The sequence below is a fragment of the Halomonas sp. PR-M31 genome (assembly GCF_001039575.1).
Lineage (GTDB): Bacteria > Pseudomonadota > Gammaproteobacteria > Pseudomonadales > Halomonadaceae > Modicisalibacter.
This window is the reverse complement of record NZ_JIBT01000029.1, coordinates 1-18,376: the sequence shown is the minus strand read 5'-3', so window position 1 is coordinate 18,376 and position 18,376 is coordinate 1. Positions and strand designations below refer to the sequence as shown.

Here is an 18,376-nt window from a genome sequence, read left to right as displayed (position 1 = left end):
TGCAACAAGCGCAGACGCGCTTCGCCGATGCGCTGTTGCGGTGAAGCTTTTCTCGTCTTGAGAGGCATCAGGAAAAAATATTGATCGTGGTAATGATGATCGGCAACGCAAAGATATCGATCAGGAAGGCGCCGACGATCGGCACCACAAGAAAGGCCGTGGGTGAATAGCCGTATTTATGTGCAGCCGCGTCCATATTGGCGATGGCGTTCGGCGTGGCGCCGAGACCGTGGCCGCAGAAGCCAGCAACCATGATGGCGGCATCGAAATTTTTTCCCAACAACCGAAAGACGATGAATATACCGAATAGCGCCACGAAAAGTATTTGTACCAGCACAATCAGAATCAGCGGCAGGGCGAGGTCTCTGATCTGCATCAGATCAATACTCATAAGCGCCATGGATAGAAAGATCGCAAGACTTACATTACCGATCAGTCCAATACATCGCATATTGATGAACTGTGGACTCTTGAGATCGACAAGGTTGCGAATGATCACCGCCAAGAACATGCAACTGACGTAGCCCGGAAGCGCAAATCCAGTGATTGAAGTGAAAGCATCTCCAACAATCGTTCCGACCTGAACGCAAAAGAAAATGATCACGAGTTGAACAAGAATATTGTGCTCATTGATAGTCGTATTACGCGCCTGAACAGAGTCGATCGAGCTTTGCGTCGTATCCTGATCCGCATCCTGTGCGGGGGGTGCCAGACCATGTTTCTCGATCAAATAGCGCACCACGGGGCCACCCAGCAAACCGCCTCCCACTAGCCCCATGGTGGCTGCCGCCAGGCCGATGCTCAGGGCGCCATCGATTCCCAGTTCTTCCACGGTTTGTCCAAATGCGGTGGCCGCCCCATGGCCGCCTTCCATCGAGGTGGCGCCCACCATGACGCCGATGAGAGGGTCAAGGCCCAATAATGTGGCGAAGGAAACGCCAATAAGGTTTTGCATCAAGGCCAGCACACCGCTGCACAGCCAGTAGATCACTAGCAGCTTGCCACCAAGTTTGACGAGCTTGAAGCTCGCTCCCAGTCCGATCGTGGTGAAAAACACCAGCATGAAAATCGAAGATAGCGACGTGTCTATCGTAACGCTGTAGACGTCGGTCGCGCTTAGCAGCGTCGCGATGATAGCGAAGAGCAAGCCACCGATCACCGGAGAGGGAATACAGTATTTATTGAACAGGTAAACCCGACGGTTGAGTAGCTCGCCAACCAGGAAAACGATCAGCGCCAGCAGCAAGGTGTTGAGTGGACCCAAGCTCATCGTGATGCCTCTTGAATTGCGCACGCATGGATCAATGCGGCAAGCAAACGTCCGGTTACCTTGGCGCTACGCCCGTCGAGATCGAAAACCGGACTGAATTCCGCAATATCGACGACCCTTATCTTGGGGTTTTTCACAATTCTGGTCGTCAACTGCTCCAGCAACCAGTAGTCGATTCCCATGGCCGCGGGGGCACTGACCGCGGGCATGGTGGCGGCAGGTAAACAGTCCATATCGATAGTGAGATAAACCAGATCGCGAGAGGCAATAAAGGTTTCCAACTGAGCGGCCAGTTCCGTCAGTCTGCTCGGAATACAGGCGGTGTCGTATATGAGTAGCGCTCCATCCTGCTCCGCCCGTTCGATCAAGGCACGGGTATTGGCATAGGCGCTCAACCCGATACAGGCGTACTTGAAATCCAGTTCGCGCTTTTGACAAACTTCCATCAGATTATAAAAGGACGTTCCCGAATTGCGTGGTTTGCTGCAACGGTTATCGAGATGCGCATCGAAATTGATGATGCCGTAGCGGGCCTCATCATAAGCGCAATCAGACTGAAGCAAACCCTGAAACGTCGCATAGGTGATCGAGTGATCGCCGCCGACTCCCAGCAGAAGATTGCCGTCGTCAATAATGCCGGCCACGGCGTGAGCATAATTCTGCTGAGTATGCTCAAGGGCATCATCGCGACAGTCGATATCGCCGGCATCGAAAAGCGTGACGCCTTCCAATGCAGGAAGGTTGGCAAGATTCTTGCGCGCTGTAACAGGGCCCTCCTTGGCGCCAGCCCGGCCCTTGTTGCGAATAACACCCGCTTCGCAGGCGTAACCCAGCAGGACTGGTGCCTCGCTACGCTGACGCTGATAGGCCGCCACCTGCTGATGCCAGCGATTGCCTTTAACGCCTTCCTCGATATCCTGTCGCCCCTGCCAGGCTTCAATCGGATAAGAATCGGTAAGCAACGTATTCAAGACGCCTCCCTTCATGGCCTAAATTTAGAGAATGACGACAGTATTTTTGCCCTCAGGGTAAAGGTAGAAGAACCGTCCTCGACCCTTAGAATAGCGCACCGTTTATTTTACGAAGGTAAAACTCGTTACAAACAAGAAAGCCGAGGCTCAACGCCTCGGCTTTCTTGTTCGACACTCCCTACTTTCATCTCTACTCCTGCGACAACTCCGCATAACGAGCGAGGTGGTAGTCCGCATCACCAAGGCTAGCCTGAGCGACCCGCAAACGCTTGAGATAGAGGCCGATATTGAGTTCGTCGGTGACGCCGATGCCGCCGTGCAGCTGCACCGCTTCGTTGCCGACCCGGTCCGCCATCTGGCCGACCTTCCACTTGGCGAGGCTGACTTGGGCGGCGGCGTCTTGCGCGCCGCGGTCGATGGCGTCCAGCGCCGCCATAAGGGTGCTGCGGGCAAGCGCCAGCTCCACGTGGAGCCAGGCGGCGCGGTGCTGCAGGGCCTGGAAGCTGCCGATGCGTACATCGAACTGCACGCGAGTACGCAGGTAGTCGAGGGTCGTGGCAAAGAGCGTCTCGCAGATGCCCTGCATTTCCGCTGCCAGACAGACTCGCCCATGATCCAGAGCGCGTTCCAAAGCGGCCTTGCCTCGGCCCGGCTCGCCCAGCAGATAGGATGCATCAAGCACGACGTTATCGAGATGCAGGTTGGCGACATTGCGAGAGTCCACCAGCCAAAGCCGAGTAGTGGAGACGCCGGAGGTGCCGGCGGGTACCAAAAACAGGCTGACGTCGTCATCGCCTTCATCAGTTCGAGCGGCAACGATCCAGCCGTCTGCTTCATGGCCGTCGAGTACCATGACCTTGTCACCGGAAAGGCGATAGCCGACGGATTCCCGTTTGGCGGTCAGGCTCAGGCGGCTAGGGTCATGGCGGGCGCCTTCGTCCACTGCCAGGGCCAGGCGTTTTTCGCCCTGAATCAGCAGCGGCAGCCAGTCCTGGCGCTGATCGACGCTGCCTGCTGCTCCTATCAGGGAGCCAGCCAAGACCACACTGGAAAGCATCGGCGAGGGGCTAAGTTCCCGGCCCAGCTCCTCGAAGACCGCGCCCATGCCCTTCATGCCGAACTCCAGGCCGCCGTACTGCTCGGCAAAGGGAATTCCGCTCCAGCCCAGTTCGATCATTTCCCGCCAGGTGGTCGGATCGAAACCCAGGGTATCCTCTTGATCCCGCAGGGCGCGCTGGGCGGCCACCGGGCTGCGCTCGGTGAGAAAATCCCGGGCGGAGTCCGCCAGCATGCGATGTTCTTCGGAATAGACCAGACTCATGGCTTGGCTCCTTTAGGGGCGTCCGGCAGATCCAGCACCCGTTTGGCGATGACGTTGAGCTGCACCTCCGAGGAGCCGCCGGCGATGGTCTGGGTGAAGCTGTTGAGCCAGGCCTTGTCGATCGCCTTTTCCTGATCGGTGAAGGTCTCGCCGGCCCAGCCCAGAGCGCGATAACCCATGGCGTCCAGCAGCACCTCGAACTTCACACGCTCCTGCTCGGTATGTACCAGCTTCATGATCGCCATCAGCCCGGAGACGTCCTGACCCGCCTGGCCCTCTTCGCCCATGCGCTGCACGGTAAGATTATAGGCTGCTTCCTCCATGGCGCAGGCGGTAGCCCGGGCATGCAGGGCGGTGTCCGCCGGGGTATGAGGTTGCGGCAGGTATTCCTGGATCAGCGGCATCAAATGGAAATGGGTGGGCAAGCTGAACTCGCCGAACTTGGACATGGCGCTGCGCTCGTGCTGCAGCAGCTTCTTGGCCAGGGACCAGCCGCCGTTGAGCGGGCCGATCAGGTTCTCCTTGGGCACTTCGACCCCATCGAAGAACACCTGACAGAAGGTAGACTTGCCGCTGATCAGATGGATCGGCGCCACGCTCACCCCGGGTGCGTGCATGTCCAGCACCAGCAGGCTGATGCCCTGATGCTTGGGTGCCTGAGAATCCGTCCGAACCAGGGCATACATCCAGTCGGACTTGTCACCGTAGGAGGTCCATATCTTGGTGCCATCGACCAAAAAGTGATCCCCGGCATCCTTGGCGGTGGTGCGGATATTGGCCAGATCCGAGCCGGCATTGGGCTCACTGAAGCCCTGACACCAGCGCACCTCGCCCCGAGTCATGGGGGGCAACAAGCGCTTTTTCTGTTCCTCGCTGCCATATTCCAGCAGCACCGGACCAAGCATCCAGATGCCCAGATTGATCTGCGGCGGACGACAGCGCAGCCGGCGCTGTTCCGCCTCGAGGATCGCGACTTCCTGACGTGAAAGCCCGCCGCCGCCGTACTCCTTAGGCCAGTCCGGGCAAAACCAGCCCTTGTCGCGCATGCGCTCGAACCACAGACGCTGATCCTCGGTCTTGAAGCCGACGTTGCTGCCGCCCCACACCATCTCGTCTTCCGGGGTCGGGGTGCGCAGCGACGGCGGGCAGTTGGCCTCGAGCCACTCCCGCACCTGCTGGCGAAACGCGTCTTTGTCGTTGTCGTTCATGGGTTTGCCTTTTGCCTTATCATCTACCTTTACCCTAAGCGCGCCCGCGAGCGCCTCGTCGTCCGGATGGACGAGAACACGCGGGATCACGGCTCTTGTACCGCCGCTTGACGCCCGGCCTGGCGCCCAAAGAAGGTGGAATCCCCCAAAGACAGCCCGGAGCTGTAGCCCTCCCCCCAGCGCGGCAGGCCGCAGGCGGTACGTCCGGCGGCGTAGAGCCCGCGGACAGGCTGACCGTCCGCGTCCAATACCTCGCCGCTGGGCCGCGTTGCAAGGCCGCCCAGGGTGAAGGCATGAAAGTTGGTGTCCTCGGGAGAGTAGGCGATCGCGGCGAAAGGCGGCTCATTGAGCGGGCGCAGCCAGTCGGCGCCTTTGTGAAAGTAGGGATCTTCTCCCTGAGCGGCATGGCGATTGAACTCTTCCACGGTATGTTGCAGTGCGCCTTCGGGCAGGCCCAGCTCCTGCTCCACTTCTTCCCAGGACTCTCCTACCGCGGCGATGTCGATATTCGGCTCGATCACCGGGCGGCCGAAGATGGCGTTGTCCACCAGCAGCCAGGCCCGCCCTTCCGGTTGACGCAGCACGTAGTGGGCCACCCGGCCGTGGTAGGTGTCCTCGTTGATGAAACGCTGGCCGCGATTGTTGATGAAAATACCCTTGACCAAGGATTCCGGTGGGAAAAACGGCAAAGTGGCGAAGAATTCTTGCATGTTCAGGGTCGCCGCACCCACGCCGATGCCCATGCGAATGCCGGAGCCGTCATCGTTGCCGCCGGTGACCTGCTGCTTGCAGGCCAGCGCCTGGGGCACGAAACGCGTCACCATCTCTCGATTGGCGATAAAGCCCCCGGCGCACAGGATCACGCCCCGGCGGGCGCGCACGAAGCGCGGCTTGCCGTCGAGGCGCACCACCAATCCCTGGACCGCACCTTCGCCGTCAACGATCAAGCACAACGTGCGGGCGCCATAATGCACCTTGGCCCCCATCGTCTCGGCGCGAGCGCAAAGATTTTCCATCAGCACCTTGCCGCCGCCCCAGCCCTTGAACTGGGCGGTATGGCCGCGCGGTGCCGGGGTGGCTTGCTCGCAAAACGGCCAGGCCTGTTCATTGCCGGACCACAGCAGGGTGTCGTCGGTAGTAGGCTCGATCCACTTGCCCGGCAGGTAGGTACCCTTGAAGGGCACGCCCTGGGCCTTGAGCCATTCGAAATGCGCCACACCGCTCTGAGCGTAAAGCGCCACCCGCTGCGCGTCCGCCGCCGGCCCCCCGGCCATCATGAGATAGCGCTCGAAGGCCTCGGTGGTATCGGTAAAGTTCGCCTCGCGTTGCACGGACGTGCCGCCACTGCCGCCGACATAGACCTCGCCTCCGGACCAGGAGGCGCTGCCGCCGGCTTCTGAAGCGACCTCGAATACCTCTACTTCTGCCCCGATTTCCCGGGCCTCGATAGCGGCGCAGCTGCCTGCGGCGCCAAAGCCTACAATGGCCACGTCCGTCTCGATGTCCCACTGGGGCACGTTCTCGAGTCGGCAGGGCCGGGCGGGAGAATAGTCGCTCATTATGTGGCCTCCGTTTATCTTCCCCGCGGCAACCCTAGCCCAAACTGGGCGATCAATTCGCGCTGAATCTCGTTGGTGCCGCCACCGAAGGTCAAGGTCACCGAGGCGCGCAGTTCATATTCCAGCTCGCCAAGCAGCACCGCCGCGGCGGACCCCTCGCGAACCAAACTGCTGGCACCCACCACCTCGCTCAGCCGACGTAGAATCTCGACGGCGGATTCCGAGCCGTAGACCTTGGTGATCGAAGCAAGCGCCACGTCCATGTGCCCTGCTTCCAGATCCGCTGCAATGCGAAAATTGATCAGACGCATGGCCTCGAGCCGGGCATAGCATTCCGCAAGGGCGCGCTGCACCCAAGGCCGATCGATGGCGCGACGACCCTGCTCATCCGGCTCCCGAGCCCAAAGATAGACGCGGCGGAACATGCCCGCCGCCTTGTCGGACCAGGACCCCAATCCAAGGCGCTCGTGATTGAGCTGAGAAGTGAGCAGCTTCCAGCCGCCATTGAGCTCACCCACCAGCATCTCCCGAGGCACTTTTACATCATCGTAGTAAGTCGCCGCCGTGGGATTGCTGCAGGTAGGAATCACCGTGCTGGAGAAGCCTGGCTCGGTAGTGTCCAGAATCAGGATCGAGACACCCTTATGCCGCGGACGCTCCGGATCGGTCCTCGCCGCCAGCCAGATGAAGTCCGCGGAATCCGCGCCGGAGGTCCATAGCTTGCTGCCGTTGATGAGAAAATTGTCACCCTCGAGCCGTGCACTGGTTTTCAAGGTCGCAAGATCCGAGCCTGCATCCGGCTCGGAGTAGCCGATGGCAAAATGAATCTCCCCAGCGGCAATGCCTGGCAAGAAGCGCTCCTTTTGCAGCTCGGTGCCAAACTCCATCAGTGCCGGACCCACGGTGCTGATGGTGACGAAAGGCAGCGGAGCGCCGGCGATATTGGCTTCCTCGAAGAAGATCAACTGCTCGGTTGCCTTGAACCCCTGGCCACCGTGCTCCTTGGGCCAGCCCACGGCGAGCCAGCCGTCCTGACCTATCTGGCGCACGACCTGGCGGAACTCGTCCCCACCTTCCTTGCCACGTAGCCGCTGACGCAGTTCCGGGGTCATGAGCGAGGTAAAATAGTCGCGTACGCGGCGGCGCAGATCGTGCTGCTCCGCAGTCAAATCCACAAACATGGCGTCTTCCTCACGTTGTTCCCAGAATCAGGCCGCTGGTAGGCACCCCGGTACCGGCGGTGACCAGCACATTCTCTACGTCCGCCACCTGATTGACGGCGCTGCCCCGCACCTGACGTACCGCCTCGGCGACGCCATTCATGCCATGGATATAGGCTTCACCGATCTGGCCGCCGTGGGTGTTGATGGGTAGCTTGCCGCCTCGGGCATGATGGCCTTCGCGAATGAATTCCTTGGCCTCGCCGCGGCGCACGAAGCCAAACTCCTCGAGCTGGGGCAACACGAAAGGCGTGAAGTGGTCGTAGATGATCGCGGTCTGAAAATCCTCCGGCCCGAGCTTCGATTGGGCATAGAGTTCCTTGGCGACCACCCCCATCTCCGGCAGGCCGGTGATGTCGTCCCGGTAGAAGGAGGTCATGATCTGCTGGCCGTTAGCGATGCCTTGGGAACCAGCCTTGACGATCACCGGTTTGGCTTTCAAATCCTTGGCCCGATCCGCCCGGGTGATCACCATGGCCACGGCACCGTCGGACTCCTGACAGCAGTCGAGCAGATGCAGCGGCTCGCAGATCCAGCGGGAGTTCTGATGATCCTCGAGGGTGATCGGCTTCTCATAAAAGAAGGCGTTGGGATTGGTGGCGGCGAAGTCCCGGGCCGCCACGGCGACCCGGCCGAAGTCCTCGGAGGTGGCGCCATAGGTATGCATGTAGCGCCGGGCGAACATGCCCACCCAGGCTGCCGGCGTGTGGAAGCCGTGGGGCATGTACCAGCCGTAGTTGACGTTCTCGAAGATCGGCGTGGAGGCAAAGCCGTAGCTACCGCTGCCGAATCGATACCAGGAACGCTCGTTCATAGCCCGATAGACCACCACGGTATTGGCCACACCGGTGGCCACCGCCATGGCGGCGTGCAGGATCGGCGCGCAGGCCGCCCCGCCACCATGAGGAATTTGCGAGAAGAAGCGCACTTCCTTGCAGCCCAGCAGACGGGCAATCTCGTACTCCGGCACCTTGTCCACGGAGTAGGAGCTGAAGCCGTCCACCTCCGACGGATCGATGCCCGCATCTTTCAAGGCGTCTAGGGTTGCTTCCATGGCCAGACGCAGCTCGGTACGCCCGGAGTTCTTGGAGAACTCCGTGGCGCCGAGACCGACGATGGCGGCCTGGCCGCTCAGTGAGGTATCCATCATGCGTATTCTCCCTGGCTCATGGCAGCGCGACGCCGACCGTGCCGGTGACGTGTTTGCCCATGGAATTAAGGCCCTGAATCGCCACCTCCACGGTGCGGTTCGAATCATCCCGAGACACCACCTCACCGTTGAAGGTCATGGTGTCGCCAGGGTAGTTGGGGGCTCCCAGCTTGATCTTCAGCGAGCCAAGCCGAGCCTCGGGGCCCGCCCACCCTTCCACGAACCGCTGCACCAAACCGTTGGTGGTAAGGATGTTCATGAAGATGTGCGGCGAACCCAGTTCCCGAGCCGCATCCTTGTCGTGATGGCCGGGAAAATAATCCCGGGTGGCGATGGCCCCGGCGGTAATCAGCGCCACGGTGATCGGGATGGACAACTCCGGCAGGGTGTCGCCGGTAGTGACGTCATCAAAGCGTTGCGTATTCATCGAGGTCATATTTCCATCCCAAGGTATCGTTGTGGGCCAGCCAGTCGCCCAGGTCATCGAGGGCGGCGCTGGCGCCTCCCAATTCGAGGCCCAGGGCGCGGCTCCAGTACAGATAGCGATAGATCGGATAGCTCAAATCCACCCCGACGCCGCCGTGAACGTGCTGGGCCTTGTGGCCGATGCCATGACCCGCCTCGCAGGCCAGATAGGCCACCGCTCGAGCCTCGGCGGGGGCCGGTAGGCCAGCATCGAGGCGATAGCACAGCTGCCACAGGGTCGAGCGCAGCGTCTCCAGCGCGATCTGGGCGTCCGCCATGCTCATCTGCACCGCCTGGAAGCTGCCGATGGTGCGATCGAACTGACGCCGCTCGCTGATGTATTCCACGGTGCGCTTGAGATGTGCCTCGCTGACGCCGAGCTGCAACGCCGACAGGGCGGCGACGCTGCGTGTCTTCAGCCAATCGATGGCCGCCTCGGGCAGCACATGAGACGTCGGCAGAATGACGTTTTCGAGCACGAGATCAGCTACCGGCTCGCCCTGCATCATCACTCCTTCTTGACGCTGCACGCCTTGGGCCTGGGGGTCCAGAACCACCAGACGCGGCCCTTCCGGTAGTTCCGCCAGCACCAGGGCCAAAGCGGACTGAGCGGCCAGAGGGACCGCTTTCACACGGCCATCGAGTCGCCAGCCATCCGAATGAGACGTGCCTCTCAAGGCGATGCCACGAGCATCGTGGTGCTCGTGCAGGGACAGGGTCAGCAGGGTTTCGCCAGTCGCAGCGCCTTCCAAAGAAAACACCCCTGCTTCGGCAAACTCCGCCAGGGTCGCCGTGGCCAGCTGATGGCGCCATAGCGGCACCGGCGCCAGCACCTCGCCCTGGGCCTGCAGCACCAGCATCAAATCAGTCATGCCCAGGCCGCTGCCACCCACGGATTCCGGGATATACAGCGCTGCCAAACCGGTTTCCACGCAGGTGCCCCACAGCTCGCTCATGTAAGGCTCGCCAGAGGCATCGAAGGCCTTGAGATGGTCATCGCTACAGTTGTCCGCGAACAGACTCTGGGCCATGTCGGCGATGGCGCGCTGATCGTCGTTGAATGAAAAGTCCATGGGTTCTCCTAGGCACTTGCCGGCCGGAACAGCGGCAGGGTCAGATCATCGTCGAAGGTGCGAAACTCCACCTGCAAACGCTGACCGATCTCGAGGGCGTCCTGGTCCACATCGACCAGACCGGCGATCAGGCGCACACCCTCGTCCAGTTCGATCAGACCGATGGGGTTGGGATGCTCGAAGGGCGGCACTTCGGGGTAGTGCATGATCACGAAGGAGTACAGCTCGCCGCCGCCGCTGACCTCGACGCTATCCAGCTCGAAGGCGTGACAGTGCATGCACACCGGCCCCGGGGGATGCTGCAGGCGATCACAGGCGGTGCAGTGCTGGATCAACAGCTTGCCTTCCCTGGCGCCTTCCCAGAAGAAGCGGGTATCGTCACTGACGCCAGGCTGAGGGCGCTTGATAGCGGGTTTCTCGGCGCTGTTTTCGTGATCCGCCGCTTTTGCCTTGTTCGCGTTGGCTTGGCTCTCATCGCGTTGCGCCGCGCGGAACTTGAAGACGCGAAACAGCAGCTCACCGACCTTCTCGTCCTCGATGCTGGGCTGTTCGCTACCGAACTTGCCCGGGTCCGGTTCGGCGGCGCTGGGCTGCTCGGAGAAATAGGTCATGATCAGGGTGACGAAGAAGCCGGTGCCGAGTCCGGTGGTCTTCTCCTCGCTGATCGATTCCAGCCGAGTGGTGTAATAAAGCCGCTCACCGACGGTGATGTAGCGATCGAAGGTCAGCTCGGAGTTGACCGCCACCACGGATGGATAACCCTGGGCCTCGATCTGCTTGAGCACCTCGTAGGGGCTTTCCTCGGTGGAGCCCGGGGGATACTCGTCGTTGAGGCCGGCCAGACACCAGGCCTGCAGCATCGCCGGTGGCGCCACGATGGCACCAAACTCCGACTGACGAGCAACATCCGCATCGGTGTAAAGCGGGTTGACTACGCCCATCACTTCGCACCATTGGCGAATCATCGCCTCGTTGACCCGATCCCAGGCATAGGTGCGGCCATACTCCCGCCCTACCATGGCACGTACGTCGGTCATCCATTCATATTCAGCCAAGGTCGTCTCCTGAAGCTCCGGGCCACCCGAGGAGGATGGCAACTGATTGATTATGATTTGCTGCCACCCGCGTCGAGGAAGGCCGGCCGCTCGCCGCCCCCATGCAGCAGCAGATTGCAGCCGCTGGCGTAGCTAGCCAGGGGCGAGGCCACGTACAGACAGGCGTTGCCGATGTCCTCGGGCTCACCCATTCGACCAGCAGGGATGGTCTCTCCCACCGCCTTGATGCCCGCCTCGTCGCCGTAATGCAGATGCGACTGCTCGGTACGAATCAAACCGGGGCTGACCGCCACCACCCGCACCTTGGGCGCCCACTCCACCGCCAGGGACTGGACCAGGGAAAGTATCCCGGCCTTGGCGGCGCCGTAGGCGGCGGTGCCCGGTGATGCGCGCAGTGCGCTGATACTGCCGATGAAAACGATGGTGCCGCCCTGCTCCTGAGCCTGCATCAGCCGGTTGGCCTGCTGGGCGACGTTAAGCGGGGCGATCAGATTGAGCCGCAAAATAGCCTCGTGAAAGCGCGGCGAGGCCTCGTCTGCCATCGCCATGGGGCTGCCCCCGGCGTTGTTGATCACCACGTCCAGGCGGCCGTAACGCTCTTTGATCTCGTCGAACAGCGCCTGCAGGGAGTCACCGTCGCGCACGTCTGCGGCGATAAAGTTCGCTTCCCGGCCGTTCGACGCCGGCAAGGCTTCCGGCGGCTTGCGTCCACAGACGATCACCTCGGCCCCGGCGCCCAGGAAGCAGGCGGCGATACCCGCCCCGATCCCCTTGGTACCGCCGGTGACCAGGACCACCCGACCCTCATAATTGAGTGCTGGTGCACTGGACATGACTGTCTCCCTTGCTGCATAGCTTGCAGCCAGTCTAGAGAGCGTCGCCCCGGATGCTCTTCGTCTGAACGGACGATGCCGTATAAAGGGGGGGATCAAACAATGTCAGCCATTAGATATCTTTCTGCCTGCCCAAGCCTCAAGCCACTTGCGAGGATGAACCATGTCCAACACCGCGCCTCTGGTGTTACTCGAGCGGCCCGCCGAGGGCGTGGCCCTGGTGCGCCTGAACCGTCCTGCTGCTACCAATGCTCTGAGCCTGGAGCTGCAACAAGAGTTGGCGAATCATTTTCGCGAGCTAAGCCACGACGACGCGGTGCGCTGCATCGTACTGACCGGCGGTGACAAGGTCTTTGCCGCCGGGGGCGATATCACCACCCTCGCCGACGCGGATCCCATCGAGATCTACAAGCGCCATACCGAACGCCTATGGAGTCCAATTCGTCATTGCCCCAAGCCAGTAGTGGCGGCGGTGTGCGGCTACGCCTTCGGCGGCGGCTGCGAGCTTGCAATGCTCGCCGACATCATCGTCGCCGGCGAGGGGGCGAGCTTCTGCCAGCCGGAAATCCGCATCGGCATCATGCCGGGCATTGGCGGCACCCAGCGTCTGGTACGTGCCGTGGGCAAGACCAAGGCCATGCAGATGGCCCTGACCGGCAAGCCGATCTCTGCCCATGACGCTTGGGTAGCAGGACTGGTCAGCGAACTAGTCCCGGACGACAAGGTGCTGGATACCGCCGTGAACATGGCGCAAGGCATTGCCCGTATGCCGCCGTTGGCTTCAGAGCAGATCAAGGAGGTGATTCTCGCGGGAATGGATGCGTCCCTGGAAAGCGCCTTGGCCCTGGAACGCAAGGCCAACGCCCTGCTGTTTGCCTCCCGGGATCAGAAGGAAGGCATGCAGGCTTTCATCGACAAGCGTCACCCGCGCTTCACCGGCGAATAAGATTTCTCTGTAGGAAAGTATTCATGTCAGGAGACGATTCATGACTTCACCGCTGTTTTCCCTGAACGACAAGGTTGCCCTGGTCACCGGCGCCGGTCGCGGCATGGGCCTGGGCGTCGCTCGTACCCTGGCTCGTCAGGCGCGAGCGTCGCCATCAACGACTTCTACCCGGAGCGTGCCCGGGACGCCGTGGCAACTCTCGAAGCGGAAGGCCTCAAGGCCCTGGCGGTGCCGGCGGATGTCACCGACTACGCCCAGGTGCGCGAGATGGTCGCCAGGGTGCAGGGAGAGCTAGGCAGCCTGGATATCTATGTCTCCAACGCCGGGGTGCCGGTGGGTGGCATGAACTATGGACGCTTCGTGGATTCCACACCGGAAGACTGGAAGCCCTTCATCGATCTCAATCTTTACGCCCTGATGCACGGCTGTCACGCGGTGCTGCCCGGCATGCTGGAACAAGGCTGGGGACGAGTCATCGCCATCACCTCGGAATCCTGGCGGGCCGGGGTGCCCATGGGCATTGCCGCCTACGCCGCCTCCAAGGCCGGGGTGGTGGGACTGGTGCGCCAGCTGGCGGCTGAAACCGGTCGCCAGGGGGTCACGGTCAACGCCCTGTCGCTGGGCATCATGAACAATGGGGAAGGTGCCGAGACCATGGCCCGCAAGAGCACTCCCGCAGGTCGTGCCGGCAGCCCAGAAGACGTCGGCGCCGGGGTGGCCTATCTTGCTTCAGAGGAAGCCGGCTGGGTCACCGGCCAGGTACACGCGCTCAATGGCGGCGGGTTGATGGCGTGAGACCCGCGCCAACGGCAAATTCAGGAAGACATTGATTGTTCGACACTCAAAGCTGATGCGATTCCCTGCTCCTTGGCGAAGGGCTGAGCGTGCAGGGTGCGACATTGGTAGTCGGCGGCTCCCGGCGCGGTGGCCAGCCATAGCATCACCGCTGCGGGCAGCTCCGGCGGTGCCGAGCCGTTACGCAAGGCAATGACGCCGGCTTCGCCGATGGTGGCCTTGAGGGTCTCCGTAGTTACCACCCCGGGATTGAGGGTAAAGGCGCGGATGCCCTGCTCGCCCAGCTCCTTGGTGAGAATTCCGGAAAGCCGCGATACTGCCGCCTTGCCGGCGCCGTAAGCGTAGCCCCAGCCACCCTTGCCTGCGGGCACCGGCGGATCGCTTTCCCCGGCGCCGGAGGTGATGTTGATCACGGTGCCTCCGCCCTGTTCGAGCATGGTCGGCATCACTTCCCGGGTCAGTACGAACGGCGCCAGCAGATAACCCTGGGCGACCCGCTCCAAGGTATCCGCAGTGAGCTCCATGAAGGGCAGGTTGAGATCGCTGCCCTGGTAAATGGCGTTATTGATGAGCACATCCAGCCGGCCGAAATGATCGACCACTTGCCGGCCGGCCTGGCGCACCGACGCGCTATCCAGAAGGTCCATGCGCAGGCTCAATACTTCGCCACCAAAGGCCCGGGCGGCCTCGGCGGTCGCCGCCAGGCTGCCTGCCAACGGCGTGCCGTCCGCCTGGCGAATGGCGTGTTCGTACACTTCGCCCTCTTCCAAAGTACGGGCGCTGATGGCGATATCGAAACCGGCGCGAGCGAAAGCGATCGCCGTTTCCCGCCCGATCCCCCGGCTCGCCCCGGTAATGAAGGCTACCTGCCTCATCCCATGCCTTCCTTGCTCGTTTCTTCCTTGCCCGCGTTCACTCGACATTCTCACCCCCTAGCGGCGCCACGCTGTTGAGGAAAATACGTACCAGCTCGGTCTGGCGACGCACCCCGGTCTTGGAGAAGATCGAGCGCAGATGCGCCCGGGCGGTGTTACGACGAATGCCCAGTTCCTCGGCGGCTTCTTCTAGAGACAGGCCGTTGGTCAGCTGCAACGAAAGCGCCGTTTCCGCCGGGGTCAAACCGAAGAGTTTTTTGGCCACCTCGCTGCTGGTCTGGGAGCGACTCACGGAATCGCGCACATACACGACCGCCGAGGGTTGACCCTTGCTTTCCGCCCAACCACTGCTGGGAATCGCTTCAACCACCACGCCCAGATTGACCTCACCGGAAGGCCGGGTCAGGGACATGGCCTCCGGCACCTTGGCCAGACCCGACTCATGGTCGTTGGCGAAGGCGTCGCGAATGATCTGACGCAGCACCTTGTTATCGCTGGGATAGAAAGCCTCGAGACGGCCGCCGACGATCTTCAGGCCATCGCCGCTTTTCAACAATCCTCGCGCATAAAGATTCTGATCGATCACCTTGCCGGACTCGTCGACGATGATGGTGGCGATGGAAAGACGCTCGATGGCGTGAGAGTAAAGCGATCCCAGGGACTCGCTGCGATCGAGCAGATTGTGAATGTTCAGGGCACGACGCAGGTGGGGCAGCAGACATTCACACATTTGTCGTTCGTCGTTGCTGAACGGCTCATCCCCCTCGGGGCGCGTGATACGAAAGCGCAGCTTGCCCCCTGCCGGCGCAGAGATGTCCACCCCCATGACATGAAAGGCATCATGCTGAGCGCACCAGTGCTTGCGATAGGTATTTTCGCGCCACTCCTGCTCGCTCATGATGTCATCGACGGTGAACACCTTGTCCGGCGGCTGATTCACGAAAGGTGTCAACGTATGTTGATAAGGCAGATAGCGAACGGTTTCTTCGCCGGCAATCCCGACCGCGACCATCAGTCCCATTTCGTTTTGATCCGGCACCTTGAGAATCAGGGTGACGAAGTTGGCCTTGAACAGTGCGCGTATTCTCTCGAGCGGTACGGACCATTGCCGGCTATCCTGAGCCGCTTCGTAGAGCTCCCCTATGATGTTGTCGTATACATCCAGACTTAGTGCGTACTTGTTCACGTCTCACCCCTATTATCATTATCGTGAGAGGCCTTTTTTGCAGGGCAACTGCTCCTCGGCGCTGGACAGCTCCTGATAGCACCGTGCCATCAGTTTACAAAAAAGCATGTTTGTGGCGCCTTGTGAGTTGCCAACGCTCCCCACTGCCCATCAAGCTCCCGAACGTTGTCATATCATCCTTGATCAATATCCGCACGTGGATAATCACTGTAACCGGTCGCACCTGGGGTATAGAGCGTCTTACGATTGAATTTCGACAGGGGTAGATCGTCACGGATGCGCCGCACCAGGTCCGGATTGGCAATGAAGTGTCGCGCGAAAGATACCGCCGCTCCCTGGCCTTCTGCCACGGCGTGGGTGGCACTGTCCGGGTCGAAGCTATTGTTGAGGATCAGGCGATCCGGGAAATACGCCTTACCCAGGGCAAAGGCATCGAGCTCCGGCAGTGGCGAACTCATCATGTGCAGGTAGGCCAAGCCTAGCGTCGAGGCCTGACGAACCAGCTCTCGGTGGCTGGCCTCGGGATCGTCGTCCTGGGTGTCGTTGAAGGTATTGCCCGGATTGACGCGCAGGGCCACGCGGTCTGCTCCGATGGCATTCGCCATGGCCTCGAGGCACTCAACGACAAAGCGCACCCGATTAGCGATGCTGCCGCCGTACTCATCCGTGCGCTGGTTGGTTCCGGAGCACAGAAACTGCATGGGCAGGTAGCCGCTGGTCACGTGCAGCTCGACGCCGTCGAAGCCGGCTTCCCGAGCATTGAGCGCTGCCTGACGATGCTCTTCGACCACCGCCTGAACTTCCTCTCGGTTCAACGCCCGGGGTTCATCGTAGGGCTGCATGCCGGCGGCATCAGTGAACACCTCCCCGGCGGCCTGGATGGCGGAGGGCGCCACGGTCTCCACCCCCTCCGGCTTGATATGCCGGCTGCCGATACGTCCGGCGTGCATGACCTGCAGCACGATCAGCCCGCTTCGAGCATGCACCGCATCGGTCACCGCGCGCCAGCCGGCAATGTGTGCCTGGGTCTCGATGCCAGGCTGGCGACAATAGGCCTGCCCCGTGACGCTCGGCCAGGTGCCTTCGGCGACGATCAGGCCGGCCTCGGCCCGGGCCGCGTAGTAATCGACCATGATGTCCGTGGGCACCCCATCCGGATGGGCGCGATTGCGGGTCATCGGTGCCATCACGATGCGATTGCTCAAGTGCAGGGCACCCAGCTCCACAGGACTCAGCAAGGCTTCACGCTCCCCGGCCGTGGGGGTCAGCTGCGCCGTATTGTCGTTGCTCATGAGACCTCCCTCAATCCAGAGCCGTGACCAGCACCGCACCGCGACCGCCATCCACGGGCAGGGCAGCACCGGTAATATAGGAAGCGGCGTCGCTGGCCAGGAAGACGATGGCACTGGCGAGCTCTTCCGGTCGTCCGACTCGCCCCATGGGAATCAGTTTCTCGGTATTGCGTCGGGCTTTCTCGTCGGAGAGCATGCCGGCGGTGGCCGGGGTTTCCGCCACGGCGGGCACCACCACGTTGACGCGAATGCCATGGGGGGCGCCTTCTCCGGCGGCGGCTCGGGAAAAGTTGATGACCGCCGCCTTGGAGGCGGAATACCCGGACATCCAGGGGGTTCCCAGTTCGCCGCAGATGGAAGCCATGTTGACGATCGCGCCGCCTTTCTCCTTCATCAAGCGCAGCGCCGTGCGGGTACCCCAGAAGGTGCCATCCACGGTAGTGGTGAAATTCTCGTGCCACTGCTCGGTGGTCATCTCGTCGATGGGGCCCCAGTTGAAGGCCATGGCGTTGTTGACCAGAATATCGAGCCCACCGTGTTGCTTCGCGACCTCTTCCAGCGCCGAGACGAAGGCGGATTCATCGCTGACGTCCACCACCCGGGCTTCGGCCTTTCCGCCGGCCTCGCGGATCTGCGAGACGACATTTTCAAGCGGCTCGCGCCGACGTCCACCGACGATGACCAAGGCCCCCTGCTGAGCCATCAGCTTGGCGGTCGCCTCACCGATGCCACTGCCACCCCCGGTCACGAAAGCCACCTTGTCCTGTAACGCTGCGTTCATGCTCCCCCTCGCCGTCGCTTGATTCGTTATCGCCCACGCTGATCGCCTTTATCGGATCAGTGCCGCCAGCCGTAATGGTTTCACCCTAGAACGTCCGTCTCGGCTTACCATCGTCCAGGGGGACTAGGGTTTTCGTAGAAGACCGCTTTATCGGGCAATAGCGGCATTTTCCAGCCCTGGTCGAAGTGAGCCTTCACGCGCACGTACAAAAAAGCCGATGCTTTTTTACAAGCATCGGCTCCTACCGGTGTGGGCCGATCTTACTTTTCCCCAATAGCTGGTCCACTGGTTTTGGTAGGAGCCCAATTTATTGAGCGATGGGGGGATACTCCATCGCTCGCTGAAGCGAGCTCCTACAAGGACGCAAAAAACCGGC

At 61.5% G+C, this 18,376-nt stretch carries 17 protein-coding genes; 2 read left to right on the top strand and 15 right to left on the bottom strand.

Annotated features, from left to right (window positions below; genetic code table 11):
• Positions 1–67: 67 nt before the first annotated feature.
• From gltS to CH74_RS08540, 11 genes are all read right to left on the bottom strand, one after another.
• Positions 68–1,270: a sodium/glutamate symporter gene (gltS, locus tag CH74_RS08590; RefSeq protein WP_298380796.1), complete on the bottom strand. Its 1,203-nt coding sequence runs from the start codon at positions 1,268–1,270 to the stop codon at positions 68–70.
• Positions 1,267–2,241, bottom strand: coding sequence for a formimidoylglutamase (hutG, locus tag CH74_RS08585; RefSeq protein WP_053070690.1), 975 nt, complete (start codon positions 2,239–2,241; stop codon positions 1,267–1,269). Before hutG ends, gltS begins: the two co-directional genes overlap by 4 nt.
• A gap of 190 nt (positions 2,242–2,431) precedes the next feature.
• Complete coding sequence (locus CH74_RS08580; protein WP_048307055.1) at positions 2,432–3,562, bottom strand: acyl-CoA dehydrogenase family protein; 1,131 nt, start codon at positions 3,560–3,562, stop codon at positions 2,432–2,434.
• On the bottom strand, positions 3,559–4,770 hold the full coding sequence (locus CH74_RS08575) for an acyl-CoA dehydrogenase family protein (RefSeq protein ID WP_048307054.1): 1,212 nt from the start codon (positions 4,768–4,770) through the stop codon (positions 3,559–3,561). The genes CH74_RS08580 and CH74_RS08575 overlap by 4 nt, the downstream gene beginning before the upstream one ends.
• 86 nt (positions 4,771–4,856) lie before the next feature.
• On the bottom strand, positions 4,857–6,329 hold the full coding sequence (locus CH74_RS08570; RefSeq protein WP_048307053.1) for an FAD-dependent oxidoreductase: 1,473 nt from the start codon (positions 6,327–6,329) through the stop codon (positions 4,857–4,859).
• A 14-nt stretch (positions 6,330–6,343) separates the two neighbouring features.
• Positions 6,344–7,510 carry an acyl-CoA dehydrogenase family protein gene (locus CH74_RS08565; RefSeq protein ID WP_048307052.1) on the bottom strand — a complete coding sequence of 389 codons (1,167 nt, stop codon included), beginning with the start codon at positions 7,508–7,510 and terminating at the stop codon, positions 6,344–6,346.
• A 10-nt stretch (positions 7,511–7,520) separates the two neighbouring features.
• Positions 7,521–8,699, bottom strand: a complete 1,179-nt coding sequence (locus tag CH74_RS08560) for a lipid-transfer protein (RefSeq protein WP_048307051.1) — start codon at positions 8,697–8,699, stop codon at positions 7,521–7,523.
• Positions 8,700–8,715: 16 nt separating this feature from the next.
• Positions 8,716–9,126, bottom strand: a complete 411-nt coding sequence (locus tag CH74_RS08555; protein WP_216594733.1) for a MaoC family dehydratase — start codon at positions 9,124–9,126, stop codon at positions 8,716–8,718.
• Complete coding sequence (locus tag CH74_RS08550) at positions 9,107–10,237, bottom strand: acyl-CoA dehydrogenase family protein (RefSeq protein ID WP_048307049.1); 1,131 nt, start codon at positions 10,235–10,237, stop codon at positions 9,107–9,109. Before CH74_RS08550 ends, CH74_RS08555 begins: the two co-directional genes overlap by 20 nt.
• An 8-nt stretch (positions 10,238–10,245) precedes the next feature.
• Positions 10,246–11,292, bottom strand: coding sequence for an OB-fold domain-containing protein (locus CH74_RS08545; RefSeq protein WP_053070689.1), 1,047 nt, complete (start codon positions 11,290–11,292; stop codon positions 10,246–10,248).
• A 50-nt stretch (positions 11,293–11,342) separates the two neighbouring features.
• Complete coding sequence (locus CH74_RS08540; RefSeq protein ID WP_048307047.1) at positions 11,343–12,125, bottom strand: SDR family oxidoreductase; 783 nt, start codon at positions 12,123–12,125, stop codon at positions 11,343–11,345.
• 163 nt (positions 12,126–12,288) lie between these two features.
• Here CH74_RS08540 and CH74_RS08535 point away from each other — a divergent pair, with 163 nt between their 5' ends.
• Positions 12,289–13,071, top strand: a complete 783-nt coding sequence (locus CH74_RS08535; protein WP_048307046.1) for an enoyl-CoA hydratase — start codon at positions 12,289–12,291, stop codon at positions 13,069–13,071.
• A gap of 36 nt (positions 13,072–13,107) precedes the next feature.
• Positions 13,108–13,866, top strand: coding sequence for an SDR family NAD(P)-dependent oxidoreductase (locus CH74_RS08530; protein WP_216594737.1), 759 nt, complete (start codon positions 13,108–13,110; stop codon positions 13,864–13,866).
• A 20-nt stretch (positions 13,867–13,886) separates the two neighbouring features.
• Here the strand turns inward: CH74_RS08530 and CH74_RS08525 are convergent, their stop codons facing one another.
• The 4 genes from CH74_RS08525 to CH74_RS08510 form a co-directional block, all read right to left on the bottom strand.
• Entirely contained in the window at positions 13,887–14,741 is an 855-nt protein-coding gene (locus tag CH74_RS08525) for an SDR family NAD(P)-dependent oxidoreductase (RefSeq protein WP_048307045.1), read from the bottom strand.
• A gap of 37 nt (positions 14,742–14,778) precedes the next feature.
• Complete coding sequence (locus tag CH74_RS08520) at positions 14,779–15,927, bottom strand: helix-turn-helix transcriptional regulator (RefSeq protein ID WP_048307044.1); 1,149 nt, start codon at positions 15,925–15,927, stop codon at positions 14,779–14,781.
• 173 nt (positions 15,928–16,100) lie between these two features.
• Positions 16,101–17,219 carry an alkene reductase gene (locus CH74_RS08515; protein ID WP_048307043.1) on the bottom strand — a complete coding sequence of 373 codons (1,119 nt, stop codon included), beginning with the start codon at positions 17,217–17,219 and terminating at the stop codon, positions 16,101–16,103.
• A 10-nt stretch (positions 17,220–17,229) separates the two neighbouring features.
• Complete coding sequence (locus tag CH74_RS08510; protein WP_048307042.1) at positions 17,230–18,000, bottom strand: SDR family NAD(P)-dependent oxidoreductase; 771 nt, start codon at positions 17,998–18,000, stop codon at positions 17,230–17,232.
• Between the last annotated feature and the right edge of the window lie 376 nt (positions 18,001–18,376).